This is a genomic window from Paenibacillus maysiensis (assembly GCF_000520815.1).
Taxonomy (GTDB): Bacteria; Bacillota; Bacilli; order Paenibacillales; family Paenibacillaceae; genus Paenibacillus; species Paenibacillus maysiensis.
The window spans coordinates 1-17,153 of record NZ_ASRY01000298.1 but is presented as its reverse complement, the minus strand read 5'-3'; the positions used below and the strand labels follow the sequence as shown (position 1 = coordinate 17,153).

The window sequence follows — 17,153 nt, the reverse complement described above, 5'->3', positions numbered from 1 at the left end:
CCTGTTGACCCAATCGGTCGTGCTGGCAGATGTTCCGGCCCAGCCGTTGCCCGAGGAAGGGAATACTGTTCCGGCTCGTATCAGTGTTGCAGAAGCACGGAGCCTCCCGGCTGGCAAAGTGGTTACACTGGCAGGTACGGTGACGACCGAGCCGGGTGCATATGGCGGTCAAGCCTTTTATATGCAGGATGAAAGCGGCGGTATTTACGTATATCAAAACCAAAGCGGTTTTCACCAAGGCGATCAGGTGAAGGTTACGGCAACCCTGGCGCTGTATAACAGCGAGCTGGAGCTGACCGATCCGGCGGCTATTGAAAAAACAGGTGAAGGACAGCTTCCGGAAGCTCTACAGATCACCGAACTAAGCGATGCTAACCAAGGGCAGTTGGTCGAGCTTCCACAAGCCATTATTCGTAATGTAGCAGACGCGACTCCCGTCGGTTCGTTTGAATTTGATGCCGTGTCCGGCGAGGTAAGCCACCATGTGCGTGTGGATGCACGTACAGGCGTAACACGGACCTCTTTTCCATATCAAGAAGGACAGCAAGTGAAGATTAAGGGGATTTCAGCGATTTTCAAAGGGGCTTACCAGTTAAAGCCTCGTGGTCTTGATGATTTTACAGCTCAGGCAGGGGCGGCATTGCAAGAAGTGAAGCTTTCGCTGGATCAAACAACCCTTAATGTTGGGGAGACAGCAGTAACACATCTCAGTGGTACGCTCACAGATGGCAGCAAAGCGGATTTAAGTCATGCTTCCGTTCAGTATGCCAGCAGTCAGGAGTCTGTTACCCTCGATACGTATGGACAAATTAAGGCAGAAAAAGAGGGGAGCGCCGAAATTACGGCCAGCGTAACCTTTGAAGGTAAAACCATCGTATCCAATCCAGTAACCGTTACAGTCCGGAAAGCCGTTGCAGGCGAAGTGCCGGGCAAACCTGTACTGTCCCATGATAACGGGCAGAATACCGGATTGAAGGACGGCGATTATAATATCACCATGAATCTATGGTGGGGTACGAACGGTGACGAACTCAAGCTGTATGAAAACGGCGAGTTGATCAGGACTCAACCGTTGAAATCCGCCTCCCCCGGGGCACAGAACGCAGTCATCCCGGTAACGGGCAAGGCAAATGGCATTTATACGTACACCGCTGAGCTGATCAACGCTTCCGGTAAAACGGTGAGTGACCCGTTAACCGTCGAAGTGACCGATGCTTCGCCCGGCATTCCGGTGCTGTCTCACAACAACTGGGATGGTGACGGCAATTACACCGTTGCTATGAACATGTGGTGGGGCACGAATGCGACCCAATACAATTTATATGAAAATGGAGAGCTGATTGACACGCAAGAGCTGCCGAACCAAACGCCGCAGGCCCAAAGCGCAGTCACAGACATCCAAGGCCACAAATCGGGCACTTATGAGTATCGGGCCGAGCTCGTCAATGAATCAGGAGAAACTTCTAGCAAAACGATAATCGTCGAAGTGAAGGACCGTTAAAATCGAAAGAGCATCTACTGACTTTTTAAGAGTCGCTAGATGCTCTTTTTACTTATTCGGTCGTTTCATATGTCTGTCTATCGGTTCTCATCCCGAATATCGGTATTATTACAAAAAAAGCCCCCGGGAACGGGGACCTGCATATTTAAGATTGAGTTGGTTGAGCCGAGAGATTATCTATATTGGTGGAGCCAAAGAAGAATAAAACAATCAGTATTGTAATAATAAGAAACTCTGCAAAATGCTCTCCATCAAACTCACTTGGCGCAAGCTCACTCACCACAAATAACCCCTTTCGTAATCGGCATATTACTTTTGCATTTTCTTTTGAAAGGCTTGTATCACTTGATCCAGCGTCATATTCCCGTTATCATTTAAAAATTTCACCATGTTATCGACGTTGGAAGGGTCTGCTGCTAATGTTTTGTATTTTCCCGTTAATCCCACAAGCAGCGTTGCTTGTCTGTATAAAGTAACGGAATCGACATGTAGCTTTCCTGTTAATAATAGGGCTGCTACGATGACCTCCACATTTTTTCCATGCAGGGCGGAGAAGATAGCCGAGTTACTGTTTAACCCGTTTTTCTTTTGTCCATTGGGATTAGGGGATGATTTGGATTTTTGATTGCGATTACGGTTTCCATTCTTTCCTAAGGAAGTCATTGAATCTTCCTCCCGCTATATGCTGTCCTTGCCCGTCCTTTATGCCAGTGAGGTATAAGGACAACGGAACTGCGCGTGCTCATTCAAAATGCCTTTATATTCATATAATATGCGAACAAGAAAGTGTTGGTTACTGTAAGAATAACCCTGTCTGAGTGACCTCGACTCCTATTACCCTATAATTTCTTTTCGCATGTTGCTCCAATATAGGTTAAACTACAATAAAGCCAGCCAAATAGGAGTTGTAGATAAAATATGTCGAATGAAGAAGTTTTGTTGACTAAAGAGGGATTGACCAAGCTGGAGGATGAGCTTAAGGAACTGAAGACTGTCAAACGCAAGGAACTCGCCGAACGGCTTAAGCTGGCGATCAGCTACGGCGATTTGAAAGAAAATAGTGAGTATCACTCAGCCAAGGACGACCAAGCGTTTATGGAAACCCGGATTCTCATATTGGAGAAGATGCTGACCAAAGCCCGGGTCGTGGATGAGAGTAATTTGGATCTTAGAACCGTTAGTATCGGATCGACAGTCATTCTGAATGACATCGAATTTTCTGAGAAGCTGGAGTACAAAATTGTAAGTCCTGCGGAAGCGGACGTGCTGGATAACAAAATTTCCTATGAAAGCCCTCTAGGCAAGGAGCTTTTGGGTAAAGAAGTGGGCAGTATCGTTCATGTAAATGCACCTATGGCTGTCATCAAATACGAATTGCTCGAAATTAAGTTAACGTAATCCGTTCCCGATTCCCTTGTATGGAGGGGGCCGGGATTTTTACTTTTTTAGGAGATAATTTTTCATCCTGTAAGCCCCTATATCGGAGCGCAGAGTGCGCTCCACATGCGAGACAGGGACTACATAGTATTTACTATCTGCTGCTATAACACTGCAAGCTAGTCCGCTATTAGAAAGCCTGCTTTCTCCAATGCAGCACAGGCTTCATTAATTTTGGTTTCATCCGGGGCGTGCAAGGTATGAAGGTGAATACCTCCGGTCAGTTGTGACAGATAAGTTGCTTGGGTGGAGCTGATTTTGCGGATAAAATCGTCCACCTCCTTGCGGGTTCCAACCCGAATCGGAGCAGTCAGATCACCATATACCGGATGCTCTACAATAACGTCCTGTACACTTACGCCAAAGTCGACGATCAGCTTTAGTTCCTCTTCTGTCTGTTCAGGTCGGTGCTTGCACACAATAATACGTGAGGCTGGAGGGGCAGCCTGACCTGCTGGCTCCATATAAATGTATCCTTGACTTGTCGCAAGAATAGGCTCTTGGCTTGCTTTTAACAGCGAAATATCCTGTACGATTACTTGTCTGGAGACGGAAGCCCTGCGTGCCAGTTCGCTCCCGGTCAGCGGGGATTCGCTCTTAAGCCACAGTAATAGCTGTTCGCGGCGTTCCGTGCCCATCCGTTTTAAAGATTCAGTCAACGGGATAAGCTCCTTTCTTGTCTGCTTGTCAGGTCTGTTAAAATATCCACCAACACATCGAGATCCCCGGTGGTTGTTGTTCTTCCGAAGGAAATACGAATAAATTGCAATGCCTCCCGACCGGATGCTCCAAGCGCCTGTAAAGCAGGTGAAGGCTCGTGATGTCCGGCGGCACAGGCGCTTCCGGTGGATATACAGACACCGCTACGGTTACATTCCAGCATAACATATTGTCCCTCATAACCGTGAAAAAAACATCCCAGAATATGACTGAGCCTGGCAATCCTATTGTTTTCCTGTACGGCCAAACGCAATGGGATTGATCTTTCCTGAATTTTAGTAAAAAAATACTGTCTCAGCGCGGCATATCGTTCCTGATGCAGTTCCAATTGTTCTGTCATCATTTCCGCTGCCGCAACAAACGCCGCAATCCCGGGAACGTTGACCGTTCCGGGGCGAAATCCGTTTTCATGCAGTGTATCAGGATACACAGGGCGCCACGGCGTTCCCGGTCTGAGATATACCACCCCCACACCCTTGGGACCATACACTTTATGGCTCGATATGGAGAGAGCGTCCACCCCTAGCAGATCTACATGAACTGGAATGTTGCCAAAGGTTTGCACCGCGTCGCTGTGCAGCAAAATCCCCCGTTCGCGTAGCAGGGGAGACAAGGCAGTAATATCCTGAATAAGTCCAGTCTCTGAATTGGCGTGTTGTATGGATACAAGCCCGGTGTCTTCTCTGAGATAAGGTAAGAGACTATCACGGGTGATTCGACCTTCCTTGTCCGGCTGCACAATGGTCAGCTTATAGCCCTGCCGCTCCAGCAAAGCAGCCAGATTGTACATCGAATGGTGTTCCAGGGCGCTCATGATCCAGTGCTTTTTATGTTGTGGCAATCCTTTTAGGATGGACTGTACAGCCAGCATGTTAGACTCTGTTCCTCCTGTTGTAAAATAAACTCCTTCCTTTTGACCTCCAATCATATCTGCGATCCGTTGTCTGCTATAATCCAGTGCATAAGCTGCTTGACCGCCTGCATCATGGAGGCTGCTGGCATTTCCGAACATTTCCTTATTTAATGTGTTATACATATTCAAAGCTTCGTCACACATCGGTGTAGAAGCGGCATAGTCCAGATAAATCATGGCCAATCTCCCCCTGCTAAAAATAATTCCATCCAAAAAGCCTTGAGATTATTGTAGGCATGTGTAAATATAAGTGTCAAGACACTTGTAAACATATTGGTACACATAGCGCTTGTCTGTTCGTGGGAAGACGGGTCAGACAGTCGCAGAGATAATGGAGGGATTCAAATGTCTATGCTTGACGTTTTACAAGGAAATCGTGGACTCATGCCAGAGCATTATAAGACACTGACGGTTGCTGATATGGAGCAGCGTGTCGCCCAACTAAAGCAAAAATGGGGACAAAAGCTGCTTATTCCGGGCCATCACTATCAGAAGGATGAAGTTATTCAGTTTGCTGATATGACAGGGGACTCCCTACAGCTTGCCCAAATGGCGGCACAAAATCAGGAAGCGGAGTTTATTGTGTTTTGTGGAGTGCATTTTATGGCAGAAACAGCGGATATGCTGACTACGGATCGGCAAACGGTCGTGCTGCCGGATATGCGCGCAGGCTGCTCGATGGCAGATATGGCGAATATGGAGCAGACAGAACGGGCGTGGAAGCATTTGCAGGAGATGGTAGGCGACAGGATCATCCCACTGACCTATGTGAATTCCACGGCAGAAATTAAAGCTTTTGTGGGGAGACATGGCGGGGCTACGGTGACCTCTTCGAATGCCAAGCAAGTGCTGGACTGGGCACTGAAGCAGAAGGAACGCATTTTGTTTTTGCCAGACCAGCACTTGGGCCGTAATACAGCTTACGATCTTGGCATTCCGCTGAATGAAATGGCCGTCTGGAATCCAATGACCGATCAACTGGAGACAGACCGTGACCCGGCAGCCGTAAAAATTATTTTATGGAAAGGGCATTGCTCTGTTCATGAAAAATTTACGGTCGAGAATATCCATCGTATCCGTGAGCGCGACGAGAGCATCCGGGTCATCGTTCACCCTGAATGTTCACATGAGGTTGTTCAGCTTGCAGATTGCGCAGGTTCCACGAAATTCATCATCGACACGATCCATGCGGCAGAGCCGGGGACAAAATGGGCTGTTGGCACGGAAATGAATCTCGTGCAGCGTATCCGGCAGCAGTACCCCGAACAGCAAATTGAATCGCTCAATCCCGATATGTGTCCCTGCCTGACGATGAACCGGATTGATCTTCCACATCTGCTGTGGGCGATGGAGCAGATTGACCGTGGAGAGCCTGTGGGTGTGATTCGTGTTAACGATCAGGTTAGACAGGATGCTGTGCTGGCCCTGAACCGTATGCTTGCTATTCGTTAAGGGTTTTTCCAGCCTGTATCTCTATTTGAAAATTAGTCGCTTGCCTGGTTTCGTGCTATAATCGTAGCAACGAACCGAAGGAGGTGAATCCCTTGTTTGAGCTTCAGGACCTGCTCCCCTACTTATTTACGATCGGCTTGCTGTGTACGGTAACCTACGCATATCTCGCTCATTTGCACGGCAGTGTGCCCGAGTGCTGGATAGAAGGCGGGGCCGTGCGGTCGCATGCTTCTCCGCTGATGCCGTTAACTGCCCGCGGGCAGGACATGCCTGTCCGGCTGGCACGTCATATCCGGCGGAAGGAAGCGCCGGATGAAGACGCGTCAGATTGTTCTCCCTCGTTGAACGATGGCACAGCCAATCAACGAGGAGGAACATATGAAACGATTCAAGGGATTCACCTTTTGGGGTAAAAAAGAACGGATATTCGGAATTATGGTAGTGCTGGCGGTGGTTATGCTGCTTTCCGGCTGCGGCGCGAATGCTGCGGAGATTAATGCACAGACACCCGGATTTTTTAATCATTATGTGGTGTTCCCGTTATCCTGGCTCATTCAGCAACTAGCGCAATGGTTTAGCGGAAGCTTTGGACTGGCAATCATGTCATTGACGTTAATCGTCCGTCTGGCGTTACTACCGCTTATGATGCGCCAAACTCGTGCTCAACAGGGGATGAAGCGCAAAATGAGTGCTATGCAGCCCGACTTAGACCGAATTAAGAAGAAGTACGAAAATAAGAAGGATGCTGCCAGCCAGCAGAGTATGCAGCAGGAAATGATGTCACTTTACAAAGAGCATCAATTTAATCCGCTGAATATCGGCTGTCTGCCTATTCTCATTCAGCTACCCATATTGAGCGGTATGTACACAGCCATCCGGCTTACCCCGGAATTGGCGTCTCATTCGTTCCTATGGTTCCGACTCGGGCAGCCGGACTGGATTTTGGCAATCTTCGTCGCAGTCGTTTACTTGGCACAGGCCAAGCTATCCCAGCTTCAAATGACGGCTGAGCAACGCAAGCAGTTTGCGATCATGGGATATCTTTCGCCCATCATGATGGCTGTTTTTTCCTTTAACGCGCCTGCTGCCATGCCGTTATACTGGACGGTAAGTGGTACCTTTTTGCTGCTCCAGTCGCTATGGTTCCGTAGACGCTATCCAACGGAGGAAGCAGAGGATAAGGTCAAGCTCGGCGAAGTAACCCCAACAACTTAGAACGAATATAGTGGCTTTAGCGTACACGTATTTAGTCACATCATGAATAGATGCCTCTTGAACCGGTAAGGTTGGAGGCATTTATTTCATTTTCAGACATCAACTTTTTGAAGTTTTCAGCCCCATTTCTCATGAATCAATTCGTCTGGAAAATTAGTGGCATCATAGGTAACTTCTAAGTTCAGCTTATATAACAATTATCCGTTTCATAGTATAGATTTTTAAAGTCGGGAGAGGTTATATGAACATTTCAACCCTTGAATGGCAGGAGAACCAAATTAGAGAGAACGGCTGTTACTGCATGAGAAGTATGCAAAAAGCACCGGGATATATTCAAAAGGTGAATTGGACAGAACAGGAACTCAGTCGCGGTCTGACTTACATACAACTAAGAAAAGATAACAAGCCGGTTGGGTTTATCGAATATACACCGGGAGAAGAGGCATGGAGAGCTGTTCATGCAGACGGCTACCTTGTGATTCATTGCTTATGGGTTGGCGTGACGGGAGTGGGTATAGGCTCTCAGCTCATTCAGCGTTGTATTGAGGACGCAGTGAAACTGGGCAAAAAAGGAGTGGCTGTAGTAACCAACACGGACACGTCGTGGGCGCCAAGTCCTGATATTTTTCTGAAAAGCGGATTTCAGCATGTAGACAAAGCACCTTATTCTTTTCAGTTATATGTATACAAGCTTGATCCAACATTCGTTGATCCGTTTTTTCCCGATAACTGGGCCCAACGCTTGGAGCGTTTTGGTCAAGGATTGACCATCTTGCGAACCCATCAATGCCCGTATCTCGAGATTGCCACACAGAATGTGATTGAAGCGGCCGAACTTTTGGGAATACAGCCCCGAATCATTGTTATGGATAACCGTCCACAACTGATGGAACTGTCTCCGACACCTTACGGTGTATTCCATGTAATTTTTAACGGAGAACTGATTTCGTATCACAGGCTGACTCCACGCTCTTTTGCTAAAAAGCTGAAATTACTTTACTCTAAAACATAACCCCCTTCATGATAGGGATATACGAAATATGGATACAGTAAATAAATACACTATATAAGCTGAAAATGCACATTTAAAACGGTGTAGGCGGGATGGTACTGCACAAGCGAAGCGGCACGAAATATACCCGTTTTATTACGAAACGAATATTACGGAAAGGACAAATAACATCATGAAGCAAACGCAAATGAAGCTGCCTGTTTCCTTGGCATTACTTACCTGCGCAGTATGTGCGCTCGTTTTCGGTTTAATCGCCTTGTGGGTCAGCGACCAGCAAGTGCGGTATTTTGACCTTAGAGTTATTACGGCCGTGCAACAACTGGAATCGCCTGCTATGACTCGCATCATGGAATTTTTCACCATCATAGGGAGCGAGGTTCCGGTTATTATCATTCTGGTGATCGCCATGATTGTACTGTACAGAGTATTGGGACATCGTAGAGAGCTGCTATTTTTAGCCGTTGCTGTGCTGGGCTCAGTGCTGCTGAATACCGTACTAAAAATGCTATTTCGGCGCGAACGCCCCGAGATTAATCGTATTATTGAAGCCAATGGCTACAGCTTTCCCAGCGGACACTCCATGACTGCGTTCACGATGTACGTAGCGCTCACTTTTCTCATATGGAAGCATGTCCCATCCAGGCTGGGCCGTATCCTGCTTGTTGCGGTCAGCGCACTACTGATTGTTACCATAGGGACAAGCCGTATTTATCTGGGAGTGCACTACCCGAGCGACGTACTGGGGGGTTATTTTATGAGCGGAAGCTGGATGGCAGCTTGTATCTGGTTTTATCAGCGTAATGAAGAACGTATGCCACCTCTCCGCTCCAAATCGACAGCATAGCTGGAAAGTGCAAGCGTACGAACACAGGAATAAAAAACAAACGGGTCGACCAAGTATGAAGTTCTTGGAATGACCCGTTTTTTAATTTGAGCATTTTAAAGGTGAACGTCTACATTAATTAGCATGAATAAAATACTCCTTAATATCAAAAAATTGAATTACCAAGTTATATTATATAGGGATCGGACATTAAAAGCTTAAAATCAAATGAAAAATGAATGTCATTTCCATTTCTCATTTATTTTTTCTATGAAAAAAGGTGATTTTGCGGTGGAGAAGTCGGTGCTGGTGATCGATGATGAAAAGAAAATTTCCAGACTGCTTCAATTGGAGCTATCCCATGAAGGCTATATGGTCGAAATCGCCCAAAACGGTAGAGAAGGACTGGATAAGGCTTTGACGCGCACCTGGGACATTATTATTCTGGATGTAATGCTGCCTGAGATGAACGGGGTTGAGGTGTTAAGGGAGATACGGAAAGTCGACACACTTACACCTGTCATTATGGTGACCGCGCGTAACACAACAACTGATAAGGTTTCCGGTTTGGACGAGGGAGCGAATGATTATATTACGAAGCCCTTTGAAATTGAGGAGCTGTTGGCGCGGATGCGGGCCAGCATGAGACATCAACCAGAGTCTGTGGCTATCCCTCCACATGAAGAGAACAAGCCTCCGTCCCCGCTTCAGGTCGATGGTCTGGTGTTAGACCGAAACACACGGTCTGTGGTGCGTGAAGGGAAGCATATGGAGTTAACGCCCAAAGAATTTGACCTGCTTCTCTACCTCATGGAGCATCAAAACCAGGTATTGCAGCGGGATCAGATTATTCAGGACGTGTGGGGCTTTGATTTTGTCGGCGATACGAATGTCGTTGATGTGTATATCCGGTATGTCCGCAAAAAAATCGACCATGGCTACAAAAAGAAGCTGATCAAAACCGTACGCGGTGTAGGATATTGCATCAGGGAGGAAGACCATTGAAGCTGCGTACGAAAATTACTTTGCTTGCTTCTATTTTAGCCCTCTCCATTCTCCTGTTTGTAGACGTAACGGTGCATTTACTGTTTGTCAAAATTGCGACCCGGAATGAAAGAGAAGTGCTGCAAAATAAATGGACTGAAATCATTGCCGAGGCCGGTCCGACCATGATCCTGAAAAATGCGTGGAGCCCCAAGCTAAAGGACGAGCTTTCAGGGGATACGATCCTGAGAGTTTTTGATCAGAAATCCCGCTTATTGTATGAAGTCAGCCGCCAGTCCCGCTTCAAGCTGGGTAATGTACGTTTTAACCCTTCTCAAAGCTCAGAGCTGACGGATGTACAAGGTCATAAAATTTTGGTCATCCATCTCCCGGTTCTCTCCCCGGAGGGCAATCAGGAGGGAACGCTGGAAATCGTGGAAAAATGGGATGCGCTCGAAACCAATCTCGATATTCTGAATACAATCCTAATCACATCAACCGTAGGTGCTATGCTGCTTAGTCTGGTAGGCAGCACGATTTTGGCGAACGCCATATTGCTGCCTATTTCGAGCAGCATCCAGACGATGCAGGAGATTGAAAGAAGTCTGAAGTTTAAAAAAATCCCCGTTCGCAGTCATAATCATGACGAATTGTCCCAAATGACGGCTACTTTCAACCGAATGATGAGCAGGCTGGAGGAAAGCTTTCAAAGCCAGCAGCAATTCGTCTCGGATGCCTCGCATGAGCTGAATACGACGCTTATGATTATTGAGGGCTACGCCAATATGCTACGACGGTGGGGCACGCATGATGAGGATATCTACAAGGAATCCATTCAATCCATTTATGAAGAAACACAGCGGATGCGCACCATGACACAGCAATTGCTGGCACTGGCTTCCTCACAGCAGGGAAATCCCGAACCGCATGAACGAATGGAGCTAGTTGGCTGCTGTCAGCAGGTAGTGGCTCATCTCAAGACAGTACATGATCGGCTAATTACTATTTTTACGGATGAATCAGAAATCTGGTTGGATGCCAATCTGGCCAAAATGAAGCAGTTGCTGGTTATCTTGCTCGACAATGCTCTAAAATACAGCGCGGATGAGATTGAAATCATTTTGTCCACAGAGGCAAAGCATGTCCAAATTCGAGTCAAGGATGCTGGAATCGGCATACCTGAGGGAGAGGTCAAGCGAGTATTTGAACGATTTTACCGGGTAGACTGCTCCCGACACCGTAAAACGGGAGGAACGGGGCTTGGATTGCCCATTGCCAAGGCTATTACTGATGCCCATCAGGGCACGATACGTATGGCAAGTGTGGAGGGAAAAGGAACCGAGGTCATCGTCACACTGCCACAGAGGCAACAGGAAGGGCTGTCCCTCCAGTAGACATATCTACTCGCGGAACAGCCCTTTTGTTGATCCTAGTATAGTGTGAGTGAATGAATAAACAGCCTTTCCGGTGCCTGTCCTAGAGGACACGGCGTGCTGTAGTGTAATGGGAATTCCACCATCCTGAGTTCAGATCGGTAATCGTTACGCCGCCTTTACCAAACGTGTGCAGCAGCTTGCCATTTCCCATATAAATCGCTACATGGTGAATTGGTGAATAGAAAAAGACCAGATCGCCTTTTTGAAGCTGGCTGCGTGGCACAAAGGTACCAACGGTCGATTGTTGTCTGGACGAGCGTGGAAGCTCGATGCCATTTTGTGCAAAAGTATATTGAGTGAAGGAAGAGCAATCAAAAGAATCTGTGCTGCCTGCTGGCGCTCCATGCTGATAACGTACGCCCATGAACTCGGAACCCGTAGCAATAACTCGATCAGCTGTGTCCGCGGAAGCCGCATGAGTGGTATCTGTTCCTACAACGAAGCTGCCTGCACTGAAAGCCAATGTCATCGTAACGCAAATGCCCATCCATAATTTTTTAGTAGTATGTTTTTTCATGATGTACCTCCGTTATTTCGTATTTTTGTTGATGTCCTGAAATGACAATAACATAAATAAAATATCCGGAATTTACCACTCAAGGTTACAATCCTGTTACCCCAACGCTTTGCCCTGATTTATTAGAAAACGATGAGAATTTTCTCCTTAATTCTGGATTGACAAAATGTGCAGCTTCCCCTTATCACTGGGCCTGTATGACAAAAACCGACTTGAAGACGATTCGCACAAGCAATGATGCAAAATATACATACCTATATACTACATTTATAACTTGTACGGGAGTAGGCTCAAGCTCCCGTCTTATCGTAATAGTCACACTGTATTTCTGGTCAGGAAGGGGAATTCACATGGCTCCAAAGCAGGATAAAACGATCAAAGGCCAACGTCTGACCATTGTTCAGGTCATTTCTAACTTTCCAAATGCACAGCCGGTGCCCTCCATTAAGGGCGGAACGGAAAAGGTTGTGTATGAATTAACGGAGGAACTGGTAAAACGGGGACATCATGTATCTCTTTTTGCCGCCCGTGGGAGTAAGAGCAGCGCCCGGTTGATTACCTATCCCAAGGGCTTGAAGCATGGTCAAATCCCCCAATTCGTACTCCGGCACATGCCTCCCGGAACGCAAATGATTCATGATCATACCTTTCGTTCGGCTATGGGAAACAGGAAGCTCCCTTGTCCGGTGGTATCCACGGTTCATCTTCCTGTGAAGAAGCATGGCAACAATCCGGTATATGTTAGCAAGCGGGCACGGCAGTTGATGGGCGAGGGAAAAGGCTATTATGTATATAACGGCATCAACACACATGATTACGAATTTAGCAGCAAAAAGCGAGACTATTTGCTGTTCATGGGCAGAATAATACGGAATAAAGGCGTTTTGCAGGCCATTCAGGTTGCAGAACAAACAGGAAAAAGGCTACTGATTGCCGGACCGATCAAAGCTCCGGTTTTTTTTCGCCAGGAGATTCAAAAACGGATTCAGCACAATCCCAATATTCGTTATATGGGAGCAGTGGGGGGCCAACAGAAGCAAAAGCTACTCAAGCACGCGGAGTGTCTGTTGTTTCCGACATTGTGGGAAGAGCCGTTTGGACTTGTGATGGTGGAGGCGATGGCTTGCGGGACACCTGTGCTGGCTTTGAAAAACGGTTCGGTTCCCGAGGTGCTGGCAGGCTTTCCGCAGCTGATTTGCAAGTCGGTTGGCCAGATGGTACTAAAGGTGCGGCAAAAAAACTATCCGTCTCCAGCCAAGCTTCGCTTGTATGTCATGCAAAGATTTACCAACAAGCAGATGACCGATAAATATTTGAAGCTGTACCGTGAAATCATTCGCCGGGAAGGAAAGAGGGACGGGGCATCGAGAGCCTAAACGGAGGTGGAGGGAATGAGGGTCAAAAAGCATATGCTTGGGAAGGGTTTCCCCTGGGCTACTCCTTATTATATAGCGACTGAGGGACAGGGAGGGCCGCATGTGATGGTGGTTGCGGGCATACACGGCAAGGAAATCGCAAGCATTCGGGCCGCTGAGAAGCTGGTGGAGCTGTTGAATCAACAGAAGCTGCGGATCAGCCAAGGCAAGCTCATGATCATACCCATTGTGAACCAGGTGGCCTACCGCAAGCGGATCAGAGGTGTGCCTGATCTGAACCGGACCTTTCCGCGTACGAAAAAGAAAGCGGCCACGCAACCGTTGGCAGCGGCTGTGTTCGAGCTGGCACGAAAGCATCGACCCGAATGGTACCTGGATCTGCACGAAGCCAACGGATTATCTCAAAAGGATGCCAAGGTGCTTGGTCAGACGTTGATTACCAATAGCGGCAATCCGGCGGTCCCTACGGTGCACCGGATTATAAAGCGAATGAATTGTTCCATCAAGGTGAAAGACCAACATTTCAACATTCGACTGCGCGAGCTTCCAGGTTCCTCTCGAACGGCGGCAGCCCGTATTTTAGGAGCACGCTCGGTTACCGTGGAAACAGGCTGGAGTCTACCCAAGAAAGTGCGCATAAATTATCAAATGCAGATCGTACAGCATTTTTTGAGAGAAGCAGGGATGATTAAGACTAACGAAGTATATTTATCCGCTCAGGTCAGAGGTGTAGGTGTAACCTAGCCAGGCAAAACATTACAACGCAAAATCGCTCCTGAAGCAAGGGAAGTTCGGTTCCCTTTACTACAGAAGCGATTATTTGTTTGGTGGTTTCATGAAGGAGTAGTTACGTTAGTAAGTCCTACTGTAGTGTCGTCAGGAATCAGACTTATAGAAGGCACTCACCAGACTGTTGCCCAAGCGTACCTCGATCAGTTCCAGCGCCGTATCCAGACTGGCCCTGACGGTATGATACATATCCGTTGGAATGCTGAACACGGAGCCGCTTGCCGCCGAAAACCGTTCCCCATTCAGCATGACCTCTCCCCGACCGGAAACGATCGTCCACACTTTAAGCCCGCTGCCGTGGATACGGCCGTTCAAGCGTTGATCTGGCAGTACCGTCAAGCGTATAGCCAGGATATCGTTCAGGCTGCGGTGATCGAACTCGTCCAGCACACGATAGCTGCCCCAGGCGGTTTCACCATGCATAGGATATAGCGGAAGCGCTCCTAGCTGCTCCTTGATCGCGTGGGCATGGCCCTTGGCGGCAATGAGGATGCCGTCAGGACTGGCAGCAGCGATAATATGCTCCACGCCAATAACGTGAAGCGGATAGGGCAGCTCATTAACGATATGCGTCCCATCAGCGGGACCGCTGATCTGTCCACGCCCGATCACCCGGCTGCCGAGCTGTTCCGTTAACGCCTGCCAACTTCCGATATCACACCATTCACCATCGTAAGGCAGGACAACGGCATGTTCGGCACGCTCGGCGACTTCCTCGTCGAAGCTGCGAACAGGGAGGTCGTCATACGTTGCGCGCAGCTCCTTATCATTCAGCGGCAAATTGCAGCGCTTCATACAGGACAGCATATATCTCAGCGTAAAAGCGTAAATGCCGCAGTTCCACAACGCACCTTGGCTAATAAGCTGCTGCGCCCCGGCAAGATTCGGCTTTTCCGTAAAGCGGGCAACCGACGCATAAGAAGCCTGATGCGCCCGCATTATCTCCTGATCCGGCACGATATAGCCGTATTGGTCAGAGGGATGGCTGGGCCTTGTCCCAAGCATGGCCAGATCAGCTCCACTATCGAGTAGCAGGTCGGGGAGTGCTGCCACACTTTGAAAGAAATCCTCTCCTGCAAACATATCGGCCGGAGCGATACAGAGGATTTCGTTCAATCCTGTACCTATGGTGTGCAAATAAGCTGCTGCCAGCGCAGCAGCGGTGAAGGTGCCCCGCTTGGCAGGCTCGCCCAGAACAGGCAGACGACTTTCCGTATGGCGGAAGGCCAGATTTACCTGATTCCGGTGAGCCAGCAGCAGGGCAGAGGCATCCAGTCCGGCCACAGTAAGCTGACGATACACCCGGCCAAGCATAGATTCTTTCTGCCCGTCCGGGGCAGGCAACAGCCGGAGAAACAGCTTCGAGCGGATATCGTTGGACAACGGCCACAGCCGTTTTCCAGCACCGCCGCATAACAGTATGATGCGCACAGGCGCTTCCTCCTTCGATTTCAGATCCATTTTGGATCATGATTTGGAATCCTGATGAGCGCTTTCGTCTTCACAGATGCTTCCGTTTTTGTTTTAGCTGCCCGTTGGTATACCTTGCGTTGATGAAAAGATAAGGAACGGTGGCTTTTAGCGAATGTATCCAGTTGTTTTTGCGACAGGGAGTCCGCTCGACTATGAAGCCCTTTATTGAGTGACTTGCGTAAAATCATTCGGGAGGGATCACTGCTGTAGAGGTGGTTGGCATATGTTTCATATTCGGAAAATCCAAACTGCTTCGTCCGGTCTATACTGCGGATAATCGCTTTGTACCAGGGAATCCCGTGGCGGGCTTCGATGACTTGCTTGAGCCGGGTGAGCCGCGCTTTTTCAAACAGCATATAGTGGGTAACAAAGGACTTTGGTGAAGGGGCCTTAACGCCCATCAGCTTGTGGTAGGTGCGGAAATACTCTGGTTGACTCCAACTGCGATAGTAAAATATCGTTTTGCCGTCTTTGCGGAATACATGTGGACGAATCAGAACGGTATCTGCGTCAATGACAAGGAAAAAAGAAGCTTTGCTGATTTTGTCACCGTTCATTTTAAGCAATTGCTGATACAGCCAGCCTGAGCGATCCCAGCGCGTTGTTCCGTAGCGAATATCCATTTTCGTGATGGGCAGAACGGTCTTTTCGTCTACAAATGTACACTTCTTGCGTACGCACAGACGGCGGAGTCCGGCACTTTGTGGTGAAATGATATAAATGGTTCCAATCCGGTGCTGCACGTGACGGCGCAGGCTGTCAATCACCAGTGGAAGCGTGGCGATATCCTTATCAATTGCAGGAATCAGAACATCTATCGTTAGGGAACCTTTCCGTTGCCCATCCGATTGCGCTGACATGTTATTCACTCCCTATTTATGCAAAATGTACGCGTTCGGCGTCTTATATTATTGTATGTACGGACAGGCGCTTTCGACCGGGCAAGGCCAGTAGTCCATTTATATGCGGAATAGGGCTGATGGCGCTTTCGGATGGGGATTTGGTGCATACGATGGATTGTTCTTTTCATACAGGAGCGTTCTACCCTGACAGCAGAGAGGAGAGGGGCAAGTGAAATTTTCACAAGCGCAGGCCTTGCGCAGCAAGTGGCACAAAACCAAATTGCTGCTCCAGCATCGCGGCATCAAGCCTTTTATACCGGATACCCGGAAATACAACAAAGCAAATCTGAAGTCGATGCTAGAGCAATACGGCATGGTTTATGTAAAACCTGAGCGAGGCACGTTTGGCAAAGGTGTGATGAGAGTAGAGCAGGAGGAAGGACAGCGTTTTGCCTATCAGTATGAGGAAAAGCGTCTGGAGTTCAAAAGTTTAGAGGGTCTGTTTACCAGTTTGTCGAAGAAGACGGGCAAGCAAAGCTATCTCATTCAAAAAGGCATCCATTTACTGCGGCATGAGAAGCGTTATTTTGATATCCGGGTGATGGTGCAGCGCAATGCCAAAGGGAGATGGGAATCTACAGGAATTATCGGTCGTCTCGGTCA

Annotated in this window: 19 protein-coding genes; 12 read left to right on the top strand and 7 right to left on the bottom strand. The window is 48.2% G+C overall.

Annotated features, from left to right (window positions below):
* Nucleotides 1-1,501 (top strand): chitinase N-terminal domain-containing protein (locus L696_RS0123335; RefSeq protein ID WP_025685805.1); only part of this gene is annotated, 1,501 nt, incomplete at its 5' end.
* Nucleotides 1,502-1,646: 145 nt separating this feature from the next.
* Here L696_RS0123335 and L696_RS32405 read toward each other — a convergent pair.
* Nucleotides 1,647-1,781 carry a hypothetical protein gene (locus L696_RS32405; protein ID WP_262384646.1) on the bottom strand — a complete coding sequence of 45 codons (135 nt, stop codon included), beginning with the start codon at nt 1,779-1,781 and terminating at the stop codon, nt 1,647-1,649.
* A gap of 29 nt (nt 1,782-1,810) precedes the next feature.
* Entirely contained in the window at nt 1,811-2,164 is a 354-nt protein-coding gene (locus L696_RS0123330) for a hypothetical protein (RefSeq protein ID WP_025685804.1), read from the bottom strand.
* A gap of 255 nt (nt 2,165-2,419) precedes the next feature.
* Here L696_RS0123330 and greA point away from each other — a divergent pair, with 255 nt between their 5' ends.
* Nucleotides 2,420-2,899, top strand: a complete 480-nt coding sequence (greA, locus tag L696_RS0123325) for a transcription elongation factor GreA (protein WP_025685803.1) — start codon at nt 2,420-2,422, stop codon at nt 2,897-2,899.
* A 158-nt stretch (nt 2,900-3,057) separates the two neighbouring features.
* Here greA and L696_RS0123320 read toward each other — a convergent pair whose 3' ends face one another.
* The gene (locus L696_RS0123320) at nt 3,058-3,597 is read right to left on the bottom strand and encodes a transcription repressor NadR (RefSeq protein ID WP_025685802.1); all 540 of its coding nucleotides are present in this window, start codon (nt 3,595-3,597) and stop codon (nt 3,058-3,060) included.
* Nucleotides 3,594-4,748: an IscS subfamily cysteine desulfurase gene (locus L696_RS0123315; RefSeq protein WP_025685801.1), complete on the bottom strand. Its 1,155-nt coding sequence runs from the start codon at nt 4,746-4,748 to the stop codon at nt 3,594-3,596. Before L696_RS0123315 ends, L696_RS0123320 begins: the two co-directional genes overlap by 4 nt.
* Nucleotides 4,749-4,916: 168 nt before the next feature.
* Here L696_RS0123315 and nadA point away from each other — a divergent pair, with 168 nt between their 5' ends.
* The 7 genes from nadA (at nt 4,917) to L696_RS0123280 (ending at nt 11,451) form a co-directional block, all read left to right on the top strand.
* Nucleotides 4,917-6,023: a quinolinate synthase NadA gene (nadA, locus tag L696_RS0123310; RefSeq protein WP_025685800.1), complete on the top strand. Its 1,107-nt coding sequence runs from the start codon at nt 4,917-4,919 to the stop codon at nt 6,021-6,023.
* Nucleotides 6,024-6,115: 92 nt separating this feature from the next.
* Nucleotides 6,116-6,436: a hypothetical protein gene (locus tag L696_RS0123305; RefSeq protein WP_025685799.1), complete on the top strand. Its 321-nt coding sequence runs from the start codon at nt 6,116-6,118 to the stop codon at nt 6,434-6,436.
* The gene (gene yidC, locus L696_RS0123300) at nt 6,402-7,238 is read left to right on the top strand and encodes a membrane protein insertase YidC (protein ID WP_025685798.1); all 837 of its coding nucleotides are present in this window, start codon (nt 6,402-6,404) and stop codon (nt 7,236-7,238) included. Before L696_RS0123305 ends, yidC begins: the two co-directional genes overlap by 35 nt.
* Before the next feature lie 241 nt (nt 7,239-7,479).
* On the top strand, nt 7,480-8,250 hold the full coding sequence (locus L696_RS0123295) for a GNAT family N-acetyltransferase (protein ID WP_025685797.1): 771 nt from the start codon (nt 7,480-7,482) through the stop codon (nt 8,248-8,250).
* 172 nt (nt 8,251-8,422) lie between these two features.
* On the top strand, nt 8,423-9,094 hold the full coding sequence (locus L696_RS0123290; RefSeq protein WP_025685796.1) for a phosphatase PAP2 family protein: 672 nt from the start codon (nt 8,423-8,425) through the stop codon (nt 9,092-9,094).
* Nucleotides 9,095-9,364: 270 nt separating this feature from the next.
* Nucleotides 9,365-10,078 (top strand): response regulator transcription factor, encoded by a 714-nt coding sequence (locus L696_RS0123285; RefSeq protein ID WP_025685795.1) that lies wholly within the window; start codon nt 9,365-9,367, stop codon nt 10,076-10,078.
* On the top strand, nt 10,075-11,451 hold the full coding sequence (locus L696_RS0123280; protein WP_025685794.1) for a sensor histidine kinase: 1,377 nt from the start codon (nt 10,075-10,077) through the stop codon (nt 11,449-11,451). The genes L696_RS0123285 and L696_RS0123280 overlap by 4 nt, the downstream gene beginning before the upstream one ends.
* Nucleotides 11,452-11,533: 82 nt before the next feature.
* Here L696_RS0123280 and L696_RS0123275 read toward each other — a convergent pair whose 3' ends face one another.
* Nucleotides 11,534-12,010 (bottom strand): C40 family peptidase, encoded by a 477-nt coding sequence (locus L696_RS0123275; RefSeq protein WP_025685793.1) that lies wholly within the window; start codon nt 12,008-12,010, stop codon nt 11,534-11,536.
* 350 nt (nt 12,011-12,360) lie between these two features.
* On the opposite strand from L696_RS0123275, the gene L696_RS0123270 reads away from it, so the two are divergent.
* Together L696_RS0123270 and L696_RS0123265 are read left to right on the top strand one after the other, a co-directional pair.
* Nucleotides 12,361-13,386, top strand: coding sequence for a glycosyltransferase (locus L696_RS0123270; RefSeq protein WP_025685792.1), 1,026 nt, complete (start codon nt 12,361-12,363; stop codon nt 13,384-13,386).
* Nucleotides 13,387-13,401: 15 nt separating this feature from the next.
* The gene (locus tag L696_RS0123265; protein WP_025685791.1) at nt 13,402-14,130 is read left to right on the top strand and encodes a succinylglutamate desuccinylase/aspartoacylase family protein; all 729 of its coding nucleotides are present in this window, start codon (nt 13,402-13,404) and stop codon (nt 14,128-14,130) included.
* A 132-nt stretch (nt 14,131-14,262) separates the two neighbouring features.
* Here the strand turns inward: L696_RS0123265 and L696_RS0123260 are convergent, their stop codons facing one another.
* Together L696_RS0123260 and L696_RS0123255 are read right to left on the bottom strand one after the other, a co-directional pair.
* On the bottom strand, nt 14,263-15,606 hold the full coding sequence (locus L696_RS0123260; RefSeq protein WP_025685790.1) for a sugar phosphate nucleotidyltransferase: 1,344 nt from the start codon (nt 15,604-15,606) through the stop codon (nt 14,263-14,265).
* 20 nt (nt 15,607-15,626) lie between these two features.
* Complete coding sequence (locus L696_RS0123255; protein ID WP_025685789.1) at nt 15,627-16,508, bottom strand: DUF6492 family protein; 882 nt, start codon at nt 16,506-16,508, stop codon at nt 15,627-15,629.
* 211 nt (nt 16,509-16,719) lie between these two features.
* Between L696_RS0123255 and L696_RS0123250 the strand changes: the two genes are divergently transcribed.
* Nucleotides 16,720-17,153 (top strand): YheC/YheD family protein (locus L696_RS0123250; protein ID WP_025685788.1); only part of this gene is annotated, 434 nt, incomplete at its 3' end.

Excerpts from the sequence above, each read along its gene's own strand:
- L696_RS0123330 (WP_025685804.1), bottom strand. The coding sequence starts at position 2,164 with ATGACTTCCTTAGGAAAGAATGGAAACCGTAATCGCAATCAAAAATCC.
- greA (WP_025685803.1), top strand. The coding sequence starts at position 2,420 with ATGTCGAATGAAGAAGTTTTGTTGACTAAAGAGGGATTGACCAAGCTG.
- L696_RS0123315 (WP_025685801.1), bottom strand. The coding sequence starts at position 4,748 with ATGATTTATCTGGACTATGCCGCTTCTACACCGATGTGTGACGAAGCT.
- nadA (WP_025685800.1), top strand. The coding sequence starts at position 4,917 with ATGTCTATGCTTGACGTTTTACAAGGAAATCGTGGACTCATGCCAGAG.
- yidC (WP_025685798.1), top strand. The coding sequence starts at position 6,402 with ATGAAACGATTCAAGGGATTCACCTTTTGGGGTAAAAAAGAACGGATA.
- L696_RS0123295 (WP_025685797.1), top strand. The coding sequence starts at position 7,480 with ATGAACATTTCAACCCTTGAATGGCAGGAGAACCAAATTAGAGAGAAC.
- L696_RS0123290 (WP_025685796.1), top strand. The coding sequence starts at position 8,423 with ATGAAGCAAACGCAAATGAAGCTGCCTGTTTCCTTGGCATTACTTACC.
- L696_RS0123275 (WP_025685793.1), bottom strand. The coding sequence starts at position 12,010 with ATGAAAAAACATACTACTAAAAAATTATGGATGGGCATTTGCGTTACG.
- L696_RS0123270 (WP_025685792.1), top strand. The coding sequence starts at position 12,361 with ATGGCTCCAAAGCAGGATAAAACGATCAAAGGCCAACGTCTGACCATT.
- L696_RS0123265 (WP_025685791.1), top strand. The coding sequence starts at position 13,402 with ATGAGGGTCAAAAAGCATATGCTTGGGAAGGGTTTCCCCTGGGCTACT.
- L696_RS0123255 (WP_025685789.1), bottom strand. The coding sequence starts at position 16,508 with ATGTCAGCGCAATCGGATGGGCAACGGAAAGGTTCCCTAACGATAGAT.